At 37.4% G+C, this 24820-nt stretch carries 24 protein-coding genes and 2 pseudogenes; 21 read left to right on the top strand and 5 right to left on the bottom strand.

The window, feature by feature from the left end; all coding sequences use genetic code 11:
* Positions 1-45: 45 nt before the first annotated feature.
* Together C7Y47_RS25405 and C7Y47_RS26235 are read left to right on the top strand one after the other, a co-directional pair.
* A pseudogene (locus tag C7Y47_RS25405) lies at positions 46-315 on the top strand (DUF4306 domain-containing protein).
* Between the two features lie 518 nt (positions 316-833).
* A pseudogene (locus C7Y47_RS26235) lies at positions 834-953 on the top strand (hypothetical protein); the annotation flags it as partial.
* A 60-nt stretch (positions 954-1013) separates the two neighbouring features.
* On the opposite strand, the gene C7Y47_RS03995 reads toward C7Y47_RS26235, so the two are convergent.
* On the bottom strand, positions 1014-1919 hold the full coding sequence (locus C7Y47_RS03995) for a glycerophosphodiester phosphodiesterase (RefSeq protein WP_142507571.1): 906 nt from the start codon (positions 1917-1919) through the stop codon (positions 1014-1016).
* A 310-nt stretch (positions 1920-2229) separates the two neighbouring features.
* Between C7Y47_RS03995 and C7Y47_RS03990 the strand changes: the two genes are divergently transcribed.
* Positions 2230-2502, top strand: coding sequence for a YlbG family protein (locus C7Y47_RS03990; RefSeq protein WP_142507570.1), 273 nt, complete (start codon positions 2230-2232; stop codon positions 2500-2502).
* A 2-nt stretch (positions 2503-2504) separates the two neighbouring features.
* Here the strand turns inward: C7Y47_RS03990 and C7Y47_RS03985 are convergent, their stop codons facing one another.
* Positions 2505-2894, bottom strand: a complete 390-nt coding sequence (locus C7Y47_RS03985) for a DUF7147 family protein (RefSeq protein WP_142507569.1) — start codon at positions 2892-2894, stop codon at positions 2505-2507.
* Between the two features lie 56 nt (positions 2895-2950).
* On the opposite strand from C7Y47_RS03985, the gene C7Y47_RS03980 reads away from it, so the two are divergent.
* The 3 genes from C7Y47_RS03980 to coaD all read left to right on the top strand — a co-directional run bounded on the left by C7Y47_RS03980 (position 2951) and on the right by coaD (position 5639).
* Positions 2951-4378 (top strand): RNA polymerase II, encoded by a 1428-nt coding sequence (locus C7Y47_RS03980; protein WP_142507568.1) that lies wholly within the window; start codon positions 2951-2953, stop codon positions 4376-4378.
* A 167-nt stretch (positions 4379-4545) separates the two neighbouring features.
* Positions 4546-5106: a 16S rRNA (guanine(966)-N(2))-methyltransferase RsmD gene (gene rsmD / locus C7Y47_RS03975; protein ID WP_142507567.1), complete on the top strand. Its 561-nt coding sequence runs from the start codon at positions 4546-4548 to the stop codon at positions 5104-5106.
* 47 nt (positions 5107-5153) lie between these two features.
* Complete coding sequence (coaD, locus tag C7Y47_RS03970) at positions 5154-5639, top strand: pantetheine-phosphate adenylyltransferase (protein ID WP_142507566.1); 486 nt, start codon at positions 5154-5156, stop codon at positions 5637-5639.
* Between the two features lie 428 nt (positions 5640-6067).
* Here the strand turns inward: coaD and C7Y47_RS03965 are convergent, their stop codons facing one another.
* Positions 6068-6967, bottom strand: coding sequence for a hypothetical protein (locus tag C7Y47_RS03965; protein ID WP_255504992.1), 900 nt, complete (start codon positions 6965-6967; stop codon positions 6068-6070).
* A gap of 118 nt (positions 6968-7085) precedes the next feature.
* Between C7Y47_RS03965 and C7Y47_RS03960 the strand changes: the two genes are divergently transcribed.
* Entirely contained in the window at positions 7086-8132 is a 1047-nt protein-coding gene (locus C7Y47_RS03960; protein WP_142507564.1) for a SepM family pheromone-processing serine protease, read from the top strand.
* Positions 8133-8391: 259 nt separating this feature from the next.
* Here C7Y47_RS03960 and C7Y47_RS03955 read toward each other — a convergent pair whose 3' ends face one another.
* Entirely contained in the window at positions 8392-8718 is a 327-nt protein-coding gene (locus tag C7Y47_RS03955) for a hypothetical protein (RefSeq protein ID WP_142507563.1), read from the bottom strand.
* Positions 8719-8759: 41 nt separating this feature from the next.
* Positions 8760-9971 (bottom strand): nucleotidyltransferase, encoded by a 1212-nt coding sequence (locus C7Y47_RS03950; RefSeq protein ID WP_142507562.1) that lies wholly within the window; start codon positions 9969-9971, stop codon positions 8760-8762.
* Positions 9972-10169: 198 nt separating this feature from the next.
* Between C7Y47_RS03950 and C7Y47_RS03945 the strand changes: the two genes are divergently transcribed.
* From C7Y47_RS03945 to murD, 14 genes are all read left to right on the top strand, one after another.
* A complete protein-coding gene (locus C7Y47_RS03945) occupies positions 10170-10703 on the top strand; it encodes a YceD family protein (protein WP_142507561.1) in 534 nt (177 codons plus the stop codon).
* Positions 10704-10727: 24 nt separating this feature from the next.
* Entirely contained in the window at positions 10728-10901 is a 174-nt protein-coding gene (rpmF, locus tag C7Y47_RS03940; protein WP_010858320.1) for a 50S ribosomal protein L32, read from the top strand.
* Positions 10902-11064: 163 nt separating this feature from the next.
* A complete protein-coding gene (locus tag C7Y47_RS03935) occupies positions 11065-11832 on the top strand; it encodes an enoyl-CoA hydratase/isomerase family protein (RefSeq protein ID WP_142507560.1) in 768 nt (255 codons plus the stop codon).
* A 110-nt stretch (positions 11833-11942) separates the two neighbouring features.
* Positions 11943-12320, top strand: a complete 378-nt coding sequence (locus tag C7Y47_RS03930; protein WP_132357574.1) for a transcriptional regulator — start codon at positions 11943-11945, stop codon at positions 12318-12320.
* A gap of 607 nt (positions 12321-12927) precedes the next feature.
* Positions 12928-13830: a ketopantoate reductase family protein gene (locus C7Y47_RS03925; protein WP_142507559.1), complete on the top strand. Its 903-nt coding sequence runs from the start codon at positions 12928-12930 to the stop codon at positions 13828-13830.
* Positions 13827-14222 (top strand): DUF3397 domain-containing protein, encoded by a 396-nt coding sequence (locus C7Y47_RS03920; protein WP_142507558.1) that lies wholly within the window; start codon positions 13827-13829, stop codon positions 14220-14222. The genes C7Y47_RS03925 and C7Y47_RS03920 overlap by 4 nt, the downstream gene beginning before the upstream one ends.
* 282 nt (positions 14223-14504) lie before the next feature.
* Complete coding sequence (gene bshC, locus C7Y47_RS03915) at positions 14505-16121, top strand: bacillithiol biosynthesis cysteine-adding enzyme BshC (RefSeq protein ID WP_142507557.1); 1617 nt, start codon at positions 14505-14507, stop codon at positions 16119-16121.
* 253 nt (positions 16122-16374) lie between these two features.
* A complete protein-coding gene (gene mraZ / locus C7Y47_RS03910) occupies positions 16375-16806 on the top strand; it encodes a division/cell wall cluster transcriptional repressor MraZ (protein ID WP_142507556.1) in 432 nt (143 codons plus the stop codon).
* Positions 16807-16842: 36 nt separating this feature from the next.
* The gene (rsmH, locus tag C7Y47_RS03905) at positions 16843-17793 is read left to right on the top strand and encodes a 16S rRNA (cytosine(1402)-N(4))-methyltransferase RsmH (protein WP_132357563.1); all 951 of its coding nucleotides are present in this window, start codon (positions 16843-16845) and stop codon (positions 17791-17793) included.
* Positions 17794-18162: a cell division protein FtsL gene (gene ftsL2, locus C7Y47_RS03900; protein WP_142507555.1), complete on the top strand. Its 369-nt coding sequence runs from the start codon at positions 17794-17796 to the stop codon at positions 18160-18162. It abuts the gene before it with no gap.
* Positions 18159-20363 (top strand): penicillin-binding protein, encoded by a 2205-nt coding sequence (locus tag C7Y47_RS03895; RefSeq protein WP_142507554.1) that lies wholly within the window; start codon positions 18159-18161, stop codon positions 20361-20363. Before ftsL2 ends, C7Y47_RS03895 begins: the two co-directional genes overlap by 4 nt.
* A gap of 58 nt (positions 20364-20421) precedes the next feature.
* Positions 20422-22338, top strand: a complete 1917-nt coding sequence (locus tag C7Y47_RS03890) for a stage V sporulation protein D (protein ID WP_142507553.1) — start codon at positions 20422-20424, stop codon at positions 22336-22338.
* 125 nt (positions 22339-22463) lie between these two features.
* Positions 22464-23447 carry a phospho-N-acetylmuramoyl-pentapeptide-transferase gene (gene mraY, locus C7Y47_RS03885; protein ID WP_142507552.1) on the top strand — a complete coding sequence of 328 codons (984 nt, stop codon included), beginning with the start codon at positions 22464-22466 and terminating at the stop codon, positions 23445-23447.
* Entirely contained in the window at positions 23444-24793 is a 1350-nt protein-coding gene (gene murD, locus C7Y47_RS03880; protein ID WP_142507551.1) for a UDP-N-acetylmuramoyl-L-alanine--D-glutamate ligase, read from the top strand. Before mraY ends, murD begins: the two co-directional genes overlap by 4 nt.
* Positions 24794-24820: the final 27 nt, after the last annotated feature.

The following is a 24820-nucleotide window of genomic DNA, read 5'->3' as shown; positions in this document are numbered from 1 at the left end:
ACATGTATAGCTTGGTATGAGGGAAGTGCCATTATAAAAAATTCTTTGGAATGGAAGTATTCAACACCGTTTACAGAGTTATTTAACATTGGTATTACAAATGGGCATGATATTAGCCAACTCGATTAGTTTGTTTATTCAGCTAAATTCCAGCCTTTTTTCCCTACTATTATGATGGTTAGTGTCCTCTACATTCTGAGTGTAATTGGCTACTATTTAATAAAACGCAATACTAAATGGGCAATTGGCTTTTGGGGATTAACAGGTTATATATGTGTTTTTCAACTATTGGAGGGAGAATTTTTTTTGGGGTGACTTTAATAAGTGGAATTTTAAGTATAGCAGTTACCGTTATAGTATGGTTAAGAAAAATTCCAAGCATTATCACGAGAAATTTGTGAAGAAATGTACTTAAAGTAACGAGTGCTTGACTTCAATATGGTTCACTATTTTTCACCAATCCCTAAATCTATTATAGAAACGAAGCAAGATGGTAAAATCAAAAAACTGCATCCATTTGGATACAGTTTTATTTTTTTCTAAACAGTGTATCCCCAAGAGGGATGCCAACCACAACAACCAAAACCGTTAGAATTACCAGTGCTTGAAAAATCAAATACGCAACTTGATCGAACATCGTATCTCTCCTTCTTTTTTGTAATCCCTACCTAATATTCTGTAATTATCCAACTCCTGTTGAAGAGTAATAAAGAACAAAATCATTTGTGCTTTTAATAATATAGTTTACTTCATTACAACGTATGTATGCAGTCGTTATTTTTTATATTTTGTGATCTTCAACAATAGGACGCGGCTCTTTGGGTATAAATGCTTATACTAAAAATGAGATTTTGCACCAAGTTATTGCGCATAAAATTCATCATATAGGGCAGCTGTCTTTGTACCCGCTAATTATAATAGGTAGAGAAATTAAAAAAGGTAAGGGCTGTTAAAAGAAGGCCCTCACCAATTAAGTGTTAATTATAATAAAATGAAGCCAAATCTCCATTTTATTATTTTTGTTTTTGTAGTAATTCTACAGCAATATCAGGTCGATCTGTAATAATACCTTTTGCACCGTTGTGAATTAATTTATTCATTGTTGCTACGTCATTGATAGTCCAATAATGAACAGGAATGTTTAAATTGTTTAGAAACTGGATAAACTTCGGAGATTCCAGTGTGATTACTCCTGATTTAGGCGGTATCTGGAATACGTCTACCTTTGGATGATATAAGTGTCCAAACTGGCTTGAGAAAGAAGCAAATGCTTTACGAACATCTGATTCACCTGCACCGAGCGCTACTTGATTTTGTGCATATAAATTAAAGCGATCGATCTGTTCACCGTAAAAGCTTGTGACAACTACTCGATTCTCAGCACCAAGTTCTTCAATTAAACGCCATAGTTTAGATGGCATTAAACTTCCTTCATACGTATCTGGTGCATCTTTAATATCAATATTTACTAACATGTTTGGATAAGTTTCTAATAGTTCACGTAATGATACAACGTCTATTTTTTCATCTCGATAAGGATATCCCCCATTTAAATCTTCGAATTGATAACCGTGGTTTAATGCATTTATTTCCGCAAAAGTCATATCTGCAACAAGTCCATAGCCATCTGTCGTACGATCGACAGTATCATCGTGGAAAACGATAATTTCCTCATCTTTGGTTAAGCGAATATCTATTTCAAAGCCGTCAACACCTAACTGTGCGGCTTTTTCAAAAGCAGGCATTGTATGCTCAGGTGCTATATGAGCACCGCCACGATGTGCGAGAATAATTGGGTGATCAAATTGTAATGCTTGTTTCCCCTCTCGTTGTTGAGGTTTAGAAATAGCTTTACTACCTGCCCAAGCAGCTGCACTTGCCGCTGCGATTGCAAGAGCAATCTTTGTTTTCTTACCCATATTCGTCCTCCTTAACGATTAAATTAATATAAATAGTACTGGCAATTTCACTTTTTCACTTTTTCAGCAATTGTATTGTGTAGCGAGAGCAAAGCGTCAGCTACAATTATGCCTAGGCATAATTGATTTTTCAGTGAGCAATCTAACGTAAACTAGAACTCTATAACTTACATAAGTGAATCTAAAACGTGTAGTCAAAGTTGTATGCTTTTCCATTATAACGGAAAATTGAGCGTTCTGTCAGCTAAACTCTGTTGCTATCATTTTCCGGTCTATGGTATTCTTTTATGTAAGAAATGAGGGGAATACTATGAACGAACGCCAAGGACTAATCGTTTACGTCCATCAATTAAAACATGCGAAGTCTCTTCGAAAATATGGTCATGTTCTTTATATTTCTCGGAGGCAAAAATATGTAGTAATTTATTGCGAGCGAGAGGAAATTGAACCAATGACAACAAAACTACAACGCCTTCCATTTGTGAAAGACGTTGTAAAGTCTTATCGTCCATTTGTTAAAACTGAGTATGAAAATGCAAAACCAGATAAAGCGAAAGAATATGACTACAAAGCGGGTCTATAATACTATGTCAACGATGGAATATAGTGATGAAGTCTCATTATTCCAATTAAGTATTGATAAAATAGTTTTGATTCCGAAAATATAGAAGAGTGCTTTATTTCTACAACAACCGCTTTTCGATCTAGTCGTTTAATACTTTCTTCAAACATTTTTTGTCGCTGCGAAGGCTGCTCTTCATTATAAGGGATGCCTTCTCGACAAATATAAATCGGCATGAATTTACTTTCACCGACTGGTTTTAAAGCGACTGCTAAAGAGGCAACCTTTTTTTCTTCTTTAGTGGATGTTAGTATAAAGGCTTGGTGGAAGCGATCTTGGTTGGTTCTCACTATTTCAAGTAGCTCATAAACATCACCATAGCCCTCACCTAATTCTATAAATTGTTGTGGCATAAAAATTGCACATCCTTTCCAATACACATAGTATCATGCTGCGGGAGGTCAAGCACATGAAATTTGCAATGAGTTTTTTTTCTATTCTAGCACTAATCATTACCGGAACGTTATTTTTTCAGTACCATGCTTATTCTTCTGACTTAGAGACAGGCGATGGCGAATTCCGTTATTCACAAGAGATAGAAATTGTCTATCGAGAAAATAGTTTGGATATTCGTCAACATTTTAAAAATTTACCCAACCAAAAAGTGAAGATAGAGTGGCCAGAAAATGCGATAAATCCTAGTTGCTTTATCGATAACGAAAAAAGTTGTGATCGCTTATCAAAAGAAGTCTCGTATTTTCAAAAAGGGGAGACTAAATCACAATCTGTTTCATACATAATTCCAATTAAGGATGGCTTAAAAGATAAAATGCTCATCCAAAATGCTTTCGCCACATTAACGAATGGTGAATCATCTTACTCTGTTGTACATATTTCAACGGATAGTAAAATTGTTGGTCAGTGGGTAACGGGCTTGCCTTTAGTAGGTCAGCAAAAACTATCACTTGTTAACTATACAATGTTTAGTGGATATGGTACAGTTCGTGATATTTATTGGCAAACGGCTAATTTAAAAGTACAAGAGCAAACTCCTGTATTGTCTATTTATGCCCCGGGAGCTATTTCGAAGGATTTCTTGAAATCATTGGAGAATTTTAAGTTTTTGAATGATCAACATATTGCTATTATTCAAGAAAAGAATCCAGTGAAAGAACATGATGACCGACTTTTATTTTTACCAGAGCTAACGGAACAAGCTGTTGAACAGGAAGTTATACTGTCACAAATAAAGTCGCAATATAAGTTTAAAGATTCACCGACATGGTTGCCGGAAGTGGTGGCATCCTATTTAGTGAAAGATACGATTGGCTCAGATAAAACAAAGAAAATCGTGAAGACGTTAAAAGAATATATGACAGCTAATCAAGAGTCGACATGGCAGGAAGCTTTGAATAAAATTGGGGAAGAGCCGATTTCCCCTGCATCAATGGACGATCTTTTATCCGAGGTATTAGATGCAAAAACGTCTTATTTTAAGTTGAATGCTGCTCAAGAAAATGGCACATATCCACTATTATTTGAGGATGAACGAAGTGTTTACGTGAATGATGTTTTGAAAGAAGACGTTCGTGTAATACTTTATGAAGGGCAAGTATTATATAATGCTGATAAATTGTTACCTTATTTAGGCTATACTGCTGGTGAAGGTGAAAATGGGTATTATATCAATAGTGATAATCGTACCTTCCGATTCCCGAAAGAACCAGGATTTTATGTATTTAATCAACGTAGATATTCGACTATTTCAGAACCGATTATTAAAATTGCCAATAATTATTATATTGAAGAAGCTTGGCTACAACGATTATTTTTAGTAGAATTACAAAAAAGTGATGGTCGTATCAATATTAAGTTATTAACACAAGAACAAGAATAAACTTTTTGCAGCGGAGGTTCGTCTTTCGCTGCAAAAATGCTTTTATCTTCAATCAGCATGTTGTTGTTGCGGCAACAACTGAGTTTTGACTGTGCGAAAAGCGACAGCAACAACAATTACGCCAAGGCGAAATTGACTTTGGAAAAAGAAAGTACGGTGATTTACCTATGAGAGTTGTAGCAGGAGAACGTAAAGGGATGCCTTTAAAGGCAATTGCAGGGAACACGACGAGACCTACAACTGATAAAGTAAAGGAATCCATATTTAATATTATTGGCCCATTCTTCGACGGAGGTATAGCGCTCGATTTATTTGCAGGGAGCGGTGGCTTAGGTATCGAATCTTTAAGTAGAGGGGCTGAGCACGCCGTATTTATTGAAAAAGATGCAAAGGCGTTCCAAGTACTACAGGATAACATAAAAAAATGTCGTTACGAGGATTGCTCTGAGCTTTTTCGTATCGATGCGAAGCGTGCTGTGAAAGCGTTATTAAAACGTGATATTACGTTTAAATTAGTATTTTTAGATCCACCATATCATCATAAAGAATATTATGACTTAGTACAGATTCTTGTTGACAATGATAAAATTCAACATGATGGCATTATTTTATGTGAGCATGCAAAAGAAGTAGAATTACCACAAATATTTGGGGATTTTGTATTAAAAAGACAAGAAATATATGGCGGAACGATTATATCCGTTTATCTTCATTCGGAAGGTGTCTAAGCACCCCTTGGACATTGATCGTTGCATAGAGGAAGAGGGAGAATAAGTTGTCAGAGAAGATTGCTGTAGTTCCTGGAAGTTTTGATCCGGTGACATTTGGTCACTTAGATATTATTAAACGGGCGGCAGATGTATTTGACACAGTTTATGTTGCTGTTTTAAATAATTCATCCAAGCAGCCGTTATTTTCAGTGGAAGAGCGCATGGCATTAATGGCAGAAGTCACTAAAACATTGCCTAATGTACGTATTGAAAGTTCATCGGGGCTATTAATAGACTATGCTAAGGAAAAAAAAGCAAAAGCGATTGTCCGTGGTCTACGTGCTGTTTCGGATTTCGAATACGAAATGCAAATTACTTCGATGAACCGTTTTCTTGATGAAACCATTGAAACGTTTTTCATCATGACAAAAAATCAATATTCATTCTTAAGCTCAAGCATTGTTAAAGAGGTTGCGAAATACGGTAGTGATGTTAGCGAGCTTGTTCCTGCTTGTGTTGTAGAAGCTTTGAAGGAAAAGTATCATTTTTAACTTTTTTTAGCCCGTGTCCAAACATCTGTACCTGTCGCTAAACTTTCGGTACATAAGACGAAATAGAGGTCTAAGAACGCCACGCAAGCGACAGCAACGAGGCATAATTGTTAAATAAACTAAAAGAATGAGGCTGGGACAAAAACTAGTCTAAGCCTTAAAAAGCGCGAGAAATCAATTTTAAAAAAGTTGATTTCCCGCGCTTTTTTGACGTAAAATTTTGTCCTGGTTTTATTTGTTTGACAAAAAATGGATTTAGGAATTATCATAATACTTTCTGCGCTATTATTTGTGATTAAATCCGAGGGAAGCTATAGGAGTAGGGGAATGATTGATTTCCTCTGCTATGCTTACTCCTAAGTCCATTCTTTACTCCTCATGCCAATCATTAAATAGTAAACCTTATCTTTACTCTAAAGAACGATTATTTATTTTAAGAAAAAAAGAGCATAAATAGTGGGTACAATGATTATGCTAAGTAGGCGGAATTTTATATATGGTCGAACGGAAAGCTTGGCTGATTTCGCAATTACGAAAATTTGTAAGTGAATGCTTATACTTTGCATTGTTAACAACATAACAACTAGTAATGGTAAATATGGGAGATCTGGAAATGCTGAGACGGTCATTTTAAGTCCATTTGTAACTTCAAGAATGGCTGCTATGGAAAGCTCAGCTGTATAGGGAAGTTTAGGTATTAGTGAATCTAAGCCTTGCTGGACAATCGTTTGGATGGTAGTGAAAAAAATTATTGTAGTTCCAACTAAAAGTATTGTCGGTGCTGTTTCTTTAATACTTTCAGAAAATGGTGCTGTATGCAAAGGTGTATTGTGTATGGAGATGCTAGGAGGATCCGTTTTACGAAATAAGAAGTAACCAGTTATTAAACAGCAAATATTAAAACTATGTAGTAAACATAAAAACATCCATCCGAACGTATTACTGTGTAATAAATCAAGGCTTACAAAGCCTAGCACGAAAAGAGGACTAGGTGCGTGACATACGGCTAATAAAAAATTTGCTTCTTTTGGATGTAGTTGCCCACTGTTTTTTAAGTAAACAATCGTTGTTGCTCCAGATGGATACCCTCCGAGTGCGCTAATAATGTAGGCTTGTACGTATAAAGAAGCTCTTTTTGTTTTAGTTCGCATAGGAGCTGTTAAACGGAGAAGCCATTGCGTTAAAATAAGGTAAGGTAATAAATACGGAAAAAGGGCCTCCATAAAGAGGTTTAAACCTAAATCAGTACCATTATGAGCAGTTTGTGGGAATAACAAGAGTAATAGAATAAGAACTATGCAAATCGCTATTTGAATTATCGCATACATGTTATCATCTCGTTTCAACTTTTTGTCATTCACATAGGCAAATGCTAAAATCAATATATGTAAAAAAGGCAAAAACATGAACGTATGGTTTTGCGAGCGTCCTAGGAGGTGTTTTTCTTTGAAGAAAAAAATTAGTATTTATGCAGTGTTAATAGTCGTGATTTGTTTTTTAATGTTGTTCCGACTAGACGCTTATATCATGAAGCCGGGAAGTGCTTATGATGTCAGTAAATTTGTTAACGTTGAAAATAGTCACACCGATGATAAAGGATCATTGAGCTTAATGACGGTGGCTATGCAGCAAGCAACTCCTTTTTCATATTTATGGGCGAAAACTCAAAAATATCAAAAACTAATGAATATTGAACAAGTTCGAAATCCATTAGAAGATGAAGAGGAATATAATGTTCGACAGTTTAAATTAATGTCTGATTCTCAATTTAATGCAAAGTATATAGCTTTTCAGAGGGCTGGCCTCCAAACAAAAATTCTCTTTAATGGTGTTTTTGTATTAAATGTCCTAGATGGCGGTGCTTCGGATAATTTATTAAAAGCTGGTGATGAAATTATTGAGGTTGATGGACAAAAAATTAAAAATCAACAAACGCTTGTAGATCTTTTAAAGCCAAAGCAACTTGGAGATAAGGTGACAATTAAATTTAATCGTAATACAAAAGAACAAGAGGTAACGATTACATTAAAGGAAATCCCTAAATCAGAAGAGAAAAGGGCAGGATTAGGTATTACTTATACTGAAAGTAAATCTATTGAAACAAATCCAAATGTGTCTATGAAAACGGAGGATATTGGAGGTCCGTCTGCTGGGCTAATGTTTACCTTAGAAATTTTAGACCAACTTCTCGAAGAAGATTTAACGAAAGGTTATGCTATTGCGGGGACAGGTGAAATGCTGGTAGATGGCTCTGTTGGAAGAATTGGTGGAATAGACTATAAAGTGATTGCTGCTGATCGTGATGGTATGGAAATCTTTTTTGCACCAGATGATGAAATTACTCCAGAAATGAAAGCTAAATATCCTGAACTGGAATCAAATTATGCTACAGCAGTAAAGACTGCGAAAGAAATTGGAACAAAAATGAAAATAGTTCCAGTTAAAACTGTGGATGATGCAATCGAATATTTAAAACAGTTACATCCGAAATAGGTTTTCACTGTAACGATCGGTTAGTTTCCGTTGCGGTTTGGTTCTTTCCTGGGAGTGTCCAATGAGATGCTTGGGGTTTGTCTAGCAACAGCGACAGGAGGTTGATACGAAGGCGTATTACAGGGAGTGATGCTCCTAGTCTTCGTTTCTCTAATTGCTTGCTTATGTTGATGGAAAAAAACGACAAAAAAGCCTGGTTACTCAAAATTAATTGAGTAGCCAGGCTTTTTTGTTTACCTTGATGTTTTAAAAATCTAACTTAATTCTCTGCTACAAGTTTTATTATTTTTCCTTCTTCATTAACTACGGCAATCGCTTTTGAAGTATCTAAGTTGTTAATAGCATAAATTTTTGTTCCAACTGGATAAATATTTGAAGACAATTCTTTACTGTCTTGCTCTTTGTTGAGGTCGTATTTTACTTCGCCTAACTTTTCGCCAAGTTGGTTATTTTCTAAAACTTCTTCAGTCATAATGTAATGTGTATTATTGTACTTTACGAATTGAAATGCCCAAGAAGATGAAGAATTGCATCCTATTAACAAGAAAATTAACAAAAAACAATAAAAATATGAAAAATACTTCAAAGCCATACCTCCTGAAGAATTTTTTTGTGGTTTTCCATTTCTTAAAAACGAATCGGTGGTGTTTGATAATCTTTAGGAAGACTTTGCCCTTTTGTTCCTTGTTCTATACTTAAATTGTAAACCTCTGCTGCATGTATATCTACAGCAAGCATAGCATCATCCATAGCAGCTACACGACTGATCAAAGGTAAAGGTATATCTTTTTTATGCATTCCTAAATAACGTTGTCCCTTCTTGCTCATACCAAGTAAACGTATGCTAGATGGGGCGTCAAAGCTTTGCAACTGTTCCTTTGTAAGCCCAGTATAAATGTGTGTAAGCATGCGTTGAAGTCGCGTCCAAGTATAGCGTTTTGATTTAATTTTCTCCATAAAGCTACTGAATGAATGACTTGTTTTCGCTGCTTTAATTAGAGCGTTTTCAATGCCTTCTGTTACTTCTGCATAGCGCGTAAGTTCATGAGGTGTGTGACGAATAAGCGTAAACTGTAACAATGGCCAAAAAGTTTCCCAACTTGCAAATTCACCATATTTTTCGTACCAATCAGCTAAATAATCAAACGATGCTTTAGGGAGAAAATCTTCCACACTTTGAAGCGTGTTGGTTGTTGCTAGAGCCTTGCGTATTCCTGTGGCACTAGCTATGGATGCTCCTTCTTGCAAAGCGTCATGGTAACCTGCAACAATGCGCGGGATCGTTAAAGGTTTAATGTTACTACCTAGAGTCGTTGCAGCCTCAATATAATGAAAACCAAGTATATTGTTTGGTTGTCCCAAATCAATGTATGTTGCAGGGAATTTTTGAGAAAGCTGTTCATAGGCGTAATGTAGACTTTTGGGATAGCTTGCACCCGTTTTAAGGCTTTCTTTAATAAGAGTGTTATATTCAGTGCGATGATTATTAATGAGCTGAAACGTATTCGTAAAGGGTTGAATGGAACCGTCTTCACTTCCAAAGGCAAAAGAACCGCAACCAATTGCAGATAGTAAGGAAATTGCTCCTTTTGCGAAATCAGTTGCAGGTGCGGTACTATAAACGTAGGGTAGTTCAATGACAATATCAACACCACCTGCGAGAGCCATTTTTGTGCGTGTCCATTTATCAACCATGGCTGGTTCACCACGCTGCAAAAAATCTCCACTCATGACTGCAACGACAATATCCGCTTGTGCTACTTTTTTTGCCTGTTCTAAATGATAGGCGTGTCCGTTGTGAAAAGGATTGTATTCAACAACTATTCCGACTGCTTGCAAATTTAAGCCCCCTTTACCAATGTCATTTGCTTCTCGTTCTTACTTAGAACCTTTTTCTTATATAGAACGGTTTGGAGCAAATACACTTTTTATAATATTTAATTATAGGTGGGTTTTATTGTGGTGACAAGAAATTATCTTGACATCTATTTTTACACATTATATAATCAACAGTGTTGTCTCGAGGTGATTAAACGAATGAAATGGTCAATTCATCAATTATCTAAATACCGCCAAAACGGGATGCCAATCGATGCCTATGTCCAGCTGGACGAGGTGATGGAGCGAAACCAGGATATTCGAGCAATTTCGCCCGTTCATGTAAAAGGGCTATGTACTTTCGGTGCATCGCAAATGACATGTCAGCTAACTGTGGAAGCGACGTTAACATTACCATGTGCACGCACATGGGAAGATGTTGAGTTTCCTATCGAAGTTGAGACAGTTGAAGTTTTCAGCTGGATTGACGAGGAAAAACGAGGGGAAGATGACGGAGATATTCACTATATTAATGGTGAAGTAATCGACATGAAGCCGGTTATTGAGGAGTTAGTGCTTCTTGAAGTACCTTTGCAAGTGTTTAAGGAAAATTCCGAAGGGCAAGTGCATGGTGGGAAAAATTGGTCTTACGCGACGGATGAAGACGTTAAACTACACAAAAAAGCTGACGAACAAAAAGTGGATCCAAGACTTGCTAATTTAGCTAAGTATTTTGATCAAACAGACGAATAGACGATCTGTAAGGAGGTGCCATCAATGGCTGTACCATTTAGAAGAACTTCTAAAACTGCAAAAAGAAAGCGTCGTACGCATTTCAAATTATCTGTACCTGGTATGGTAGCTTGCCCAAACTGTGGTGAAGCTAAATTATCACACCGTGTTTGCAAAGCTTGCGGACAATACAAAGGTAAAGAAGTAGTAAGCAAATAATACAGTGTTTGCTCACTTAAAAGGCTAGTAGAGAGACCATGGCTCTTTACTAGCCTTTTTGTTGGTTTAAAGAGACGGAATTTTCCGGCAATAACGAAAAGATATATAGTACTATAATAATTGTATGATACAATTTATCCATCAGGACAAAGGGGGAAATAGTATGGCTTACATAATTGATAACAAAGAAGGTATTATGACGTTTGTGATTAATCGAGAAGAAAAACGGAATGCCGTAAATGATGAGGTTATGGATGGGCTACAAGAAGTCATTACATATATTCGAAATCATGAGGATGTTCGTTTTTTAGTCGTTACGGGAGTAGGGGATAAATCATTTTGCTCGGGCGGCGACTTATCTGAATTCCATGCGCTCGAAACGGAGGATGAAGCGTTTGGGATGTTAGGTAAGATGGGCGAAATATTATACGATCTTGCAACGTTACCTGTGCCAACAATTGCGTTAATTAACGGAACAGCGGTTGGTGGAGGTTGTGAAATTGCAACAGCTTGCGATTTTCGTCTAGTGGCAAGTCATGCGAAGTGCGGTTTTATACAGGGGACATTAGCAATTACGAGCGGTTGGGGAGGCGGTACATACTTATTCGAACGAGGATTACGCCATGATCGTGCGATGAAGATGCTAGTCGATGCGAAGCCATATTCAGCAGAATTGCTATATGAGATTGGTTGGGCAATGCGCGTTTTTGAAGGTTCAAAAGAAGCGGCATTGAATAATTTTATCGAACATATGCGTAAAATTCATCCTTCTGTTCATAAGGCTTATAAAGAAATTGAGCTTCGTAAGTGGCGTGAGCGTAATATGTATGAGCGTGTTATGGAGGAAGTTCGTACATGTGCTAAATTGTGGGAAAGTGAAGCTCACCACGAGGCAGTTGCTAATTTCCTAACAAAGAAAAACAATAAATAATGTATAACGGCAGTGATTATAACAAAACATAATCACTGTCTTTTTTAATTCGATGATTCTATTTTGCTCGTTCACGCATATAGTAGTAAAAAATGCGAGGGTGATAGATTATGGAATTGAAAAAAAGAAAAGATCAATGGACAAAGGAAGACGATGAAAGATTAGCAGAAATTGTGTTGCATAATGTGCAAAATGGCAAAACACAGCTAGAAGCTTTTGAATTGGCTGCTGCTGAACTAGGTCGTACAAAACAAGCTTGTGGTTTCCGTTGGAATAAAACATTACGCAGTCAATATAGTCAGTCACTACTAGCTGTCCGAAATCAGCCACAACAATCGATGCGAAGTCATTTGAAACTGGCATTAACAAGTTTTGATGAATTAACAGAAGCCTATCAAAGTCTCGAAGTAAGGCACCGTGAATTACAAAATGAACATGATAAACTAGTGAAATGGTTGCAGCAAGGGTATTCTTTAATGAAAGATTAAATAAGGAAGCTGCCAAAAGTTAAACGTGCTGTAGAGTAAGTTACTTAGAAAAAAATTTAAACTTGAATGAAAACATAATGCTGCGCTGAGTGTTTCAAAAAATATTCATCCCTCATTAACGGTCCGTAAAATTCCAATAGGTGAAGGCTGATAATTAGTGAGAAAAAACTACTGATTAAAGTTTCACTTTTTATATTATCGTAAACACTTAGTCAATCCTGTATAATAAAAGAACCTGCATAGGAGGTGCCTTAGAGATCATTCTAAGGCACCTCCTTCTGTAGAAAGGGATGAAAAGGATCATTTAATTTCTTTCAGTGGGTGTCTTTTGTGCTGAAAGCAAACGACAGGTACGGGTGTCACAACATCCGCTGAAATAGAGGAACTCAGTCTAAGAACGCCACGTCCTGTGGCAATTTATCTGTGAGAAAGCGAAGCGTCGGAAACAAATGTTTTCTGTGCGAAAGCGAAGTGGCAGCATCAATTATATCGAGGTAAAATTGAGTGATGGTCGGTAGCGGCTAAAATGTAATGGCAGTAGAACTGTTTAGGAGGGCGTTCTCTTATGTTAGATCGTCCATTGTAAATGTGGGAGGTGTAATGAGTTGTGGATGTAGCGGTTATTGGTGCAGGTGCTGTAGGTCTGTTAACGGCAAGCTTTTTAGCTGAGTCTGGTATGTCTGTAACGTTGGTTTCAAGAAGGCTGGAACAGATAGATGAACTTAATGCGAAGTATTTAACACGAGTGAATGTTGATGGAACGAAAACTGCACAAAAAGTTGCTTCAACTACGAACTTAATGGAGTTATCACAGCAAGATTTAATTGTAATTGCTGTTAAGTATGGTCAATTACAAGAGCTTTACGGACAATTATCTGCGTTGCCGAGTACAGTTTCGTTGTTGTTTATGCAAAATGGTTTAGCACATTTTGATGAAGCTCTTCGTTTGCCACAAAAAAATATTGCCTTTTGCTCTGTGTCATTTGGTGCTCAAATGATAGATCGGGCAACCGTGCAACATAGGGGTGTGGGTGTTTGTAAAATTGCGATAGAGCGAGGAAACGGTGATACGTTTAACGATTTGTTGCAATTAAAAAATTCCTTGTATTCGTTTGAGTTAGTTGCTAATGCTGAACAAATGTTATTTGAGAAAGCGGTATTTAACTGCTTGATTAACCCATTAACGGCTATATTGCAAGTGAGGAATGGAGAGTTAATAACGAATAAGCAAGCGTTTTTATTGATGCAAACTATCTATCGAGAATTAACGGATGCTTTTGAAGACATAGAACAAGCTATACCTTTTTTCAAAGTGATAGAGTTATGTGAAATAACAGCAAGCAATACATCATCTATGCTAGCGGATCGGATACATGGGAAAAAAAGTGAAATTGACACGATTGTAGGAGTAATTTTAGAAAAAGCTCTAGCGAAAGGTCATAATTTGCCTACTTTACGCACTTTATACTTCCAAGTACTTGCGATAGAGGAGAGCGGTGAAAGACGTTGAAAGATTTTTTACATATAGTTATAAGTATCGTTATTTTTTGTCCAATCCTTCTTTTTGTGATTGTCTATTTAATTAGTCGGAAGGTTAAAATTCGAGGAACTCATGCTTTTGGAGTAGCATCGGACGTGACAACAGTGTGTTTGTTTTTTTCAGTACCACTAGTAATTAGTGTGCTGTGGAATATCGATGTTAGTGCGCTATTAGTAACGTTTGCGATAATGATGGCGATGATTTTTACATATATTGATTGGCGGACGAAAAAGGAAATTGAAGTGAAATCGCTCCTTAGGAAAATTTGGCGCTTTCAATTTTTAGTGTTAAGTACGGCATATATTGTTATTTGTATAGTAGGTGTTATTCGATCTGTTATTGAATATTTACAGGCTGTCTAAGCATTTTCTTTTCATGTTGATGCCATAAGCGTTAAAATAATAGCATTAAAGATTGTTTTATATTAATAACTCTATATTGCAAATAAATTAAATAAAATTCCAATGTACGACAACGTTTGAGTAGCTAACAAAAATCGTATACCGTTTTTTGAATATTTGTTGGAGTTTGTCGATTTGATAAACGTTCAAATTGCTTAGTAGTATCAAAAGGGATTTATTTTATTTCAAGTTTGCTTATGAAGAGTAAGAAGATGATTTAGTGAGTAGAGGAGTTTGTGTTAAATGAAACTGGAGTCAATCCAAGTACCCATAAAAAATCGTTTGCTAGCAGATTATTGGTCGTCGAATACTGCTATCCATGAGTTTTTTGAATACGCATATAACGATAAATCTTTTGAAAAACGAGCGCAATATTTAGATCAGCATGCATATGATCAAAAAGAATTAACAGCCATCATACGTCAATTTATGGAGCCGCTCGGATTATCGAAGAAAGCGAATGAACATTTGCAGCAACTAGAGCAAGGGGCTGTTGCAGTTGTCGGTGGGCAACAAGCGGGTATATTAACAGGCCCTCTTTACTCAGTGCATAAGGCGATTTCGGTCATTGCATTAGCGAAAGAGCAAAGTGTAAAACTTCAGCGACCGGTTGTTCCTGTTTTTTGGATAGCTGGTGAAGATCATGATTTAGAGGAAATTAACCACACGTATACAGTATGCGGTGAAGATATTAAAAAACGTGTTTACGGTGAACGTTCAAGACGTAAAACGATGGCTTCTGAAACAAGTATAAACAGAGAATCAATGACACAATTAATAAATACGATTGCGAAGGATATGGGCGAAACAGCATTCACTGAAATGCTTGTGAAACAATTAGTGGATACTCTTAATGAGTGTGAAACATTTACGGACTTCTTTGCGCAACTTATGAACCAATTGTTTAAAGATGAAGGTTTATTGATGATTGATGCAGCTGACTTTAAATTCCGCCAATATGAGCGTGATAATTTTACCCGTATCATTCATAAAAATGAAGAAATTGCTAGAGTGGTGACAGAAAAAGAAGCGGAGCTTGAACGTGCAGGCTATGGCAATCCTATTTTGGCTTCAAACGAGGCGGCCAATTTATTTTATGTAGAAGATGGAGAGCGTCATCTTTTAGAAAGAAAAAATCAGCAATTTGTAAATCTAGCTGCAAATATCAAGCTATCGCGTGAAGAAGTTTTAGAAATTGCAGAAAAACATCCTGAGCAGTTAAGTAATAACGTTGTGACGCGTCCGCTAATGCAGGAAATGACATTGCCTGTGCTTGCGTTTGTTGGTGGACCAGGGGAGCTGGCGTACTGGGCGACATTGAAAGATGCGTTTGCGGTATTAGGTTTACAAATGCCGATTTTTGCTCCGCGTCTTCATATCACGATTGTCACACGTCATGTAGAACAACTTTTACGTGAGTATCGTTTAAATGTTGCCGATGTTTTGGGTGGAAAAGCGGTACAGCTTAAAGAACAGTTTATTGCTGAAATACAGGATGCTGAAGCGAAGCATCAAATTCAGGCGATGCAACAAGATCTTTTAGAAAAGTATGAGGCCCTTCAACTTTATTTAGAAGAGCAACAACTATTACTAGATAAAATTCTTGTGAAAAATAAAGAGAATCATCTAAAGCAATTTGAGTATTTACAGCAAAAGGTTGAACAAACTGTCCTTAACAAGCATGAAACGACAATTCGAAAATTTATGACGCTACAAAATGAGTTGTATCCGAATGAAGGATTCCAGGAAAGAACTTATAACCCGTATCAATATTTTAATGAGTTTGGGCCTATGCTAATTACTGAAATGCTGAAACAAAATTATAGCATTGGCAATCACCACTATTTAATTTATTTATAATCCTAATATTTGTAACTTTATACCCAATTAACAATTTAATTCAATATTAATTTGATGAACAATGATGATATAAATAGTAAATGGAGAGCTATCCTACTAAGGGTAGCTCTTTTTTTGTGTCATTTATCATGGGTTTGATATGTTGTTAAAGGTCTATTCACATATTAAGTATTAAAATGTCAAGTTTTTTTTAAAAAAAGTGGTGGAAAGTGGGGGGATGTGGTACATTATTTAATAAAGTGGGGTGAATAGCATGTTCATGGGAGAATATCAACACTCTGTTGATGCGAAAGGACGATTAATCGTGCCCGCAAAATTTCGTGACGCCTTAGGTGAAACATTTGTTGTAACGCGCGGACTTGATAATTGTTTATTTGGCTATCCTATGAATGAATGGCGAAAACTCGAAGAAAAATTAAAGGACTTACCGATGACTAAAAAGGATACACGTGCTTTTGCAAGGTTTTTCTTTTCAGGAGCAACGGAAGTAGAAATAGACAAGCAGGGGCGCATAAATATTCCTTCAACTCTTATGCAGCATGCACATCTTGTGAAAGAATGTATCGTGTTAGGAGTTTCGAATCGAATTGAAATATGGGCGAAAGATGCTTGGGAAGCTTACTTCAGTGAGTCGGAACAATCCTTTAATGAAATTGCAGAAAATATGATTGGCTTTGATTTTTAAAATTTATTTAGTTAAGGCCCGAAGGGAGCGAGTGGTATGTTCGATCATACAACCGTGTTATTAAAAGAAACTGTTGATGGGTTGAACATCGATCCTGATGGTGTATATGTGGACTGTACGTTAGGTGGAGCAGGACACAGTGAATATTTAGTACAACAATTATCTGAAAAAGGGCGTTTAATATGCTTCGATCAAGATATGACAGCTATTAACAATGCAAAAATTCGATTGGCGCCATATATTGAGCGTGTGACATTTGTTCATTCGAATTTCCGCTATTTAAAAGAAGAGCTATTAGCGCTTGGTATTGAGCAAGTTGATGGTGTTTTATATGATTTAGGCGTATCTTCACCTCAGCTAGATACACCAGAACGTGGCTTTAGTTATCACCATGATGCACCTCTAGATATGCGCATGGATCAAACAGCAACACTTACAGCATTTCATGTTGTGAATGAATGGGCATATGAAGATTTAGTACGTATATTTTTCCGTTATGGGGAAGAAAAATTTTCCAAGCAAGTTGCTCGTAAAATCGAAGAAGCACGTAAGGTGGCACCGATTGAAACAACCGGCCAACTTGTAGAACTTATTAAAGAGGGTATTCCAGCAGCGGCTCGCCGTAAAGGTGGACATCCAGCGAAGCGCATATTCCAAGCAATACGAATTGCTGTTAACGATGAGCTAGGCGCGGCAGAGGATTCGTTAGTCGATGCGATTGATATGATAAACGTAGGTGGACGCATTAGTGTCATTACGTTCCATTCATTGGAGGACCGCCTATGCAAGACTATTTTTAAGGAAGCGTCATCATTACCGGAATTACCACCGAATTTGCCAGTGATTCCAGATGACATGAAACCAACTTTAAAGCTTATCACGAGAAAGCCGACTCTTCCTTCTGATGAAGAATTGGCAGTAAACAATCGTGCTCGTTCAGCAAAGCTTAGAGTGGTTGAGAAAATTAACGACAAAGGGCGTGAGTAAATGGCAGCAGTTCGTGTAAGGCAGCACCAGCAACAACAAGTGCAACAACCGATAACACCCCCTAGTCCACAACCCACTATTATCCGTCGTAAAAAAACGAACCAGAAGTTTGAAAAAACAATGCTAATTGTTTTAGTTAGCATTGTTGCTGTATTATCGGTACTAGTTTTGAACAAGCAAGCAGCAATTCAAACGACAAGCATGGACATTCAAAAAATCGAAACTGAAGCAGAAGAGATTGCAAAAAAGAATGTTGACTTGACAGTTCGTGTGAGTGAACTTTCTACATACGATAACATATGGAAAAAAGCTAAAGAACTCGGTTTAACTCAAAATGAGAAAAATGTAAAGGTAGTGCCGGGAGAATGAAAAAAAAGAGATTTCGATTCCAATGGGGAGCCTTTCTATTATTAATTTTTTATGGAGGGCTCTTTTTTCTATTGTTCTCAAGAATGTTTATGTTACAGGTGACAGGTGAAGTGGAAGGACAAGAGCTTGCAGCCAGAGCAGCTGCGAAATATAGCAAAGAAAGTGCAATATCAGCAAGCCGTGGGAAAATTTACGATACAAATGGACAAGTTATCGCGGAAGATACACTTAGTTATCGACTAATCGCCGTCGTCAATGAACAAGCAACGACGGATGAAAAAAAACCTCGACATGTAGTAGATGCTGAAAAAACTGCAAAAATATTAGCAGAATATATTCCTATGGACGAAGAAAAAATCTATAAACAGCTTACTAGGGTAAATAAGGGCAAAAAGCCTTATCAAGTTGAATTTGGAAGTGCAGGCCGTGGATTAAGTCATGATACTATGAGTAAAATCAAAGCGGAGAAATTACCAGGGATTGTATTTATCAACGATTTAAAACGTTATTATCCAAATGGTATCTTTGCCTCGCACTTAATTGGTTTCGCACTAAAAGAGGATAATAAGGATGGTACGTTTACGACAAAAGGGAAAATGGGTCTTGAGCTTACCTACAACAAAGAACTAACCGGAAAAGACGGTAAGGTTGAATATGAGACAGATGCATTCCATTATTTATTGCCGAGTAGTGAAAAAATGGTGACGCCTGCGAAAAATGGTGATGACATTTATTTAACACTAGATAAAACAATTCAAAGCTTTTTAGAGGAAGCGATGACAGCGGTTGAAAAGGAATATAACCCTGAATCGATGACAGCTATTGTGGCAAATCCGAAAACTGGTAAAATCCTAGGGATGTCACAACGACCTACGTTTAATCCCGATACACGAGAAGGCAATAATATGAAATGGCTGAACGAAGCTATTGAAGAGACCATTGAACCAGGCTCGACAATGAAAACGTTCACGCTCGCCTCGGCTATTGATACAGGTGCGTGGGATCCAAATGCATGGTATAAGTCAGGAACATACATGGTTTTTGGTAAGCCTATTAGAGACCATAATAATGGGATTGGTTGGGGTCCGATTCAATTTTTAGAAGGCTTCCAACGTTCATCTAATACGGCAATGGCTCACCTTTTAAAGCGAATTGGTAACGATGTATTTTTTGATTATTTAGATCGATTTGGATTTGGTAAGAAAACCGGCATTGATTTACCAAATGAAGCGTCGGGTACACTTTTATCGAAATATCCAATAGAGCGAGTGACAACAACGTTCGGTCAAGGTTCTACAGTAACGCCGATTCAGTTAATTCAAGCGATGACAGCGATAGCGAATGACGGGAAAATGATGCAACCGTATGTGATAGATCGTATCGTGGACCCTTCGACAGGAAAAACGATGAAAAAGCATGAGCCGATTGTCAAGGGACAACCAGTTTCAGCCGACACAGCGAAGCAAGTAAAAGAAATCCTTGCATCTACGTTAACAGCTAAAAACGGTACAGCGAAGGATTTTATCCTTGATGAATATGAAGTTGCAGGGAAAACAGGTACTGCCCAAATTCCACTAGGAAATGGTAACTATTCATGGGGAGCAAATGAATTTTTATATTCTTTCTTAGGGATGGCTCCTGCTGATAATCCTCAGCTCATTATGTATGTTTCTGTAAAAAGGCCAAAGCTAAAGAATGAACTTGGTTCTGTACCAGTTTCAAAAATATTTAATCCAGTTATGTTAAATAGTTTAAAGTATTTAAATGTTAATCCTGAAGATGTAAAGCATGTTGACGAAACAACAATACAAGATTACACAGGTCAAAGTGCTGAGGCTATACAAGTAGAGCTTGCGAACGATGGTCTAAAGCCTGTTATTGTTGGTAGTGGCGGTAAAATTATTGACCAATATCCAAAAGGTCCTCAAAAACTAGTAAAAGGTAATTTTGTATTTTTAAAGACTGAGGGTAAAATAACGCTACCAGATTTCACCAACTGGTCGTTACGTAATGTACTTGCTTTTAAGACGATGGCAAATTTAGAAATTGAAGTTGTCGGAGAGGGCTTTGTAGCTAGTCAGAGCGTCTCGGCAGGAACGGTAATTTCAGATAGTTCACCGATTGTTGTGAAGCTGAAAACGCCAGCTGAAAGCTTTAAGCAAGATGTAGAGACCCCACCCGAGGGTGAAACAACTGAATAACCCCTGAATAGAAGCCCACTTTATTTCATACGTTGTAAAAAACAAGGTGTGATGTCGAATGAAGTGGATTTCTATCCATTCCAAAAAGCGATTGCGTATATTATACGTATTGTTTATGTTTGTAGCTGTTGCGGTTGTTATTAGGCTTGTCTTCTTACAAGTATTAGATCAAAAAGATCTGACAAAGAAAGCCGAAGAGAATTGGGACCGAGAAATTCCTTTTGCCAATGAGCGAGGGCATATTACTGACCGTAAGGGGAAAAATATTGTCACAAATAAGCTTGCGCCAACTTTGTATTTCATGCCTTCGCAAAGTAAGGATATTGAAGGAGCAGCAGCGAAAATTGCACAAGTCTTGGGAGTAGATGAACAAAAGCTGTTGGTAAAAATGAAGAAAAAAGCATACTTAGTAAAGCTGGCACCTGAAGGAAAAAATATTTCGTATGAAAAAGCAGTGGAGTTACAAGGTATGCAGATTGAGGGATTATATAGCGGTGTCGATTATTCAAGGGATTATCCATACGGTACCCTACTATCTCGTTTTTTAGGCTTCACAGGTTATGATGCTCAAGGTTTAGCAGGAATTGAATATGAATACGATAAGTTGTTAAAGGCTAATTCTTCTGCAATACGGATCTTTACAGATGCCAAAGGGAATAATTTACCGAACGTAAAGAGCGCCTGGAAGGCTGGGGAAGATGGCGCAACGATCGAGCTAACTGTAGACGTAGATGTACAACAGGTCGTCGAGCGTGAACTGTCACAGGCAATGGAACGTTATGATGCTGACCAAGCAATGGCGATTGCTATGAATCCAAATACTGGCGAGATTTTAGCGTTATCCTCATATCCAACCTTCGATCCGGCAGCATATCAAACGGTAGAGCCTGCTATCTACAATCGGAATTTACCAGTTTGGATGACATATGAGCCAGGGTCAACGTTCAAAATTATAACGCTCAGTGCTGCTTTAGAAGAAAATGTAGTAGATTTAGAGAAGGATACTTTTTATGATCCAGGCTATTCAATGGTTGCAGGAGCAAGATTGCGCTGTTGGAAGCGTGAAGGTCATGGCTCTGAAACTTTCCTTGAAGTTGTAGAAAATTCTTGTAACCCTGGCTTTATTGAATTAGGTCAACGAATAGGTAATGAAAAACTACTACAATATGTTAAAGATTTTGGTTTTGGCAAAAAAACAGGTTCTAACATCGCTGGCGAAGCTTCAGGGATTTTATTTTCCAAAGATTCTTTTGGACCTGTTGAGCAGGCCACAACTTCATTTGGCCAAGGTGTTGCCGTAACACCAATTCAGCAAGTGCAAGCAGTAGCCGCAGCAGTAAATGGGGGCAAGCTTTATACGCCATATGTTGTGAAGAAAATTATTAATCCTAATACTGGAGAAGTTATAGAAGAGACTAAACCGGAAGTTAAAAAACAGGTTATTCGTGAGGAGACGTCTGCAAAGGTACGAGGTGCATTAGAATCTGTTGTAGCAAAAGGCTCAGGACGTCAAGCTTACCGAGATGGATTACGAATCGGCGGCAAAACAGGTACAGCACAAAAGGTGGAAAATGGGCGCTATAAAGACGGTGAATATATCGTATCGTTTATTGGCTTCGCACCTGCGGATAATCCGCAAATTGTCGTTTATGTAGCAGTAGATAACCCGAAAAAGGGAACACAGTTTGGCGGTGTGATCGCAGCTCCAATCGTTGGACAGATTATTGAAGACGTTGCACCTTTTGTTGGCATTGAAAAATCGAAGGAACAGCTTGAAAAGGATTATCGTTGGGGTGACCCAATCACTGTGAAGGTACCAAGTTTTATTGGTCAAACGAAGGATGATATTGCCAAGCAACAATATCCATTCCGTATTGAATGGCATGGAGAAGGTACTAAAATTGGCAATCAACTGCCTGAAGTGGATAGTGTTATTAAACAAGATGGCACCATTCACCTTTATTTAGAGAACTAATATAACTTTACCTTTAAAAAATGGGAAAGAACCACTATTATAATGAAGGGTAGTAATAAATACATGAAAGTATGTGCTTTTTTCTTCAAGAAGAAAGTGAAACAAGATTTAAAGGAGATTTTTCAATGAAACTCGCAACAACACTTACCATTTTAGCTCTTGCTTTTATAGTAACAGTTATCCTGGCACCAATTAGTATTCCACTTCTTCGCCGATTAAAGTTCGGTCAAAGTATTCGTGAAGAGGGACCACAATCCCATATGAAAAAAGCTGGTACACCAACAATGGGTGGCATTATTTTCTTACTGGCCATTATCCTCACTACTGTTGGTGTAGGTAGCTTTTTAGATTTATTTACAACATATACTGTCGTACTGTTATTAGTATTAGTAGGATTTGGGTTAATCGGCTTATTAGATGATAGCTTAAAGGTTGTTTTTAAACGTAATTTAGGACTAACATCAATTCAAAAGCTTATCGGTCAAATTGTTATTGCGGTCCTGGCTTATTTCTTACTAGGATCGTTTGATACAACACTTGCTATACCATTTACAGATTGGACGATCGATCTTGGTAATTTCTATGTAGCCTTTTTAATTTTCTGGTTAGTAGGCTTCTCAAATGCTGTGAATTTAACAGATGGATTAGATGGGCTTGTGGCAGGTACTGCATCCATTGCCTTTGCAGCATTTGGTGTTATTGCTCTATTCCAAGAACAAGCTGATATCGCCTTATTTGCATTTGCGGTGACAGGTGCATTATTAGGATTTTTACTTTTCAATGCGAATCCTGCAAAAGTATTTATGGGAGATACGGGTTCGTTAGCATTAGGTGGAGCTTTAGCCATGGTATCTGTATTAGTAAAAGCAGAACTTTTACTGTTGTTAATTGGATTGGTGTTTGTTATTGAAACATTATCCGTTATTTTACAGGTAGGTAGCTTCAAACTTCGTAAAAAACGTATTTTTAAAATGAGTCCTATTCATCATCATTTTGAATTATCAGGTTGGTCAGAATGGAAGGTAGTACTTGTCTTTTGGTCAACTGCTTTAGCAGTAGCATTGATTGCAGTTTTATTGACTGCAGTTTCATTGGAGGCATTCTTATGAGAAACTTTTCAGATTTACAACATAAAAAAGTCCTTGTTTTAGGTCTAGCTAAAAGTGGTGTGGCTGCAGCTGAGATTTTACATGAGCTTGGCGCCTTTGTGACGGTCAATGATTCTAAACCATTTGATGAAAGCCCAGATGCGCAAGGTCTATTGCAAAAGGGAATTACGGTTATTTGTGGCCGTCACCCAGAGGATTTACTCGATGAAGGCTTTGAATTAGTAGTGAAAAATCCAGGGATTCCTTATAGTAACAAAATAGTAGCTGATGCAATAAACCGTGGAATCCCCGTATGGACAGAAATTGAGCTTGCCTATTTAATTAGTGAAGCCCCGTTTATCGGTATTACAGGATCAAACGGTAAAACAACAACGACAACAGTAATTTTCGACATGCTGAATAACGGTGGTTTACAACCGTTAATTGCAGGGAATATAGGGACAGTCGCCTGTGGTGTTGCAAGAGAAGCACAAAAGGATAATGTAATCGTTACAGAGTTATCGTCTTTCCAATTAATGGGAATTAAAACTTTTAAGCCAAAAATTTCCATATTAACAAATCTTTATGATGCTCATCTTGATTATCATGGGACGTTTGACAACTATGCTGAGGCAAAGTTTGGTGTTACACGTAATCAAGATGAAAGCGATTATTTTATCTATAATGCTGATCAGCCGATCGTTGTAGGCTATGCTACACAATCAAAAGCTAAAAAGGTACCATTTAGTTCTAAGGGACGTACGGATGAAGGAATTAGTGCGGATGATACAACAATTTACTGGCAAGGTGAGCCTTATCTAGATCGAGCAAATATCGCTTTGCCTGGTAAGCATAACTTAGAAAATATTTTAGCGGCTGTCGCAGCTTGTATTTTAGTCGGCTGTGACAAAGCTAAAATGGAAGAAGTTTTAGCGAAGTTTGGGGGAGTTCGTCACCGTACTCAGTTCGTGCGTGAATGGAACGGCCGCAAAATTTACAATGACTCAAAAGCTACAAACTGCTTAGCAACAAAAAGTGCTTTAGATGCATTCCAAGCACCTGTTATTTTACTGGCAGGTGGCTTAGATCGAGGACATTCGTTTGAAGAATTACGTCCATGTATGAGCCATGTAAAGGGTGTTGTTGCCTTTGGAGAAACAGGACTACGCTTTGTAGAATTTGCAAAATCATGTGGTGTACAACAAGCTGTCATTGCCCAGAATGTTGAGGATGCAGTCCATTACGCGGCGCCAATGTCAGCGGAAGGCGATGTTATGCTATTATCTCCAGCATGTGCAAGTTGGGATCAATATGACAGCTTTGAAATACGAGGCGATGTTTTTATTGATGCTGTAATGAAGCTGTAATGAGCCTGTAACTATTTTAGAATATAC

This window comes from Lysinibacillus sphaericus, assembly GCF_006864135.1.
Taxonomy (GTDB): Bacteria; Bacillota; Bacilli; order Bacillales_A; family Planococcaceae; genus Lysinibacillus.
This window is presented reverse-complemented; position numbering and strand designations above follow the sequence as displayed.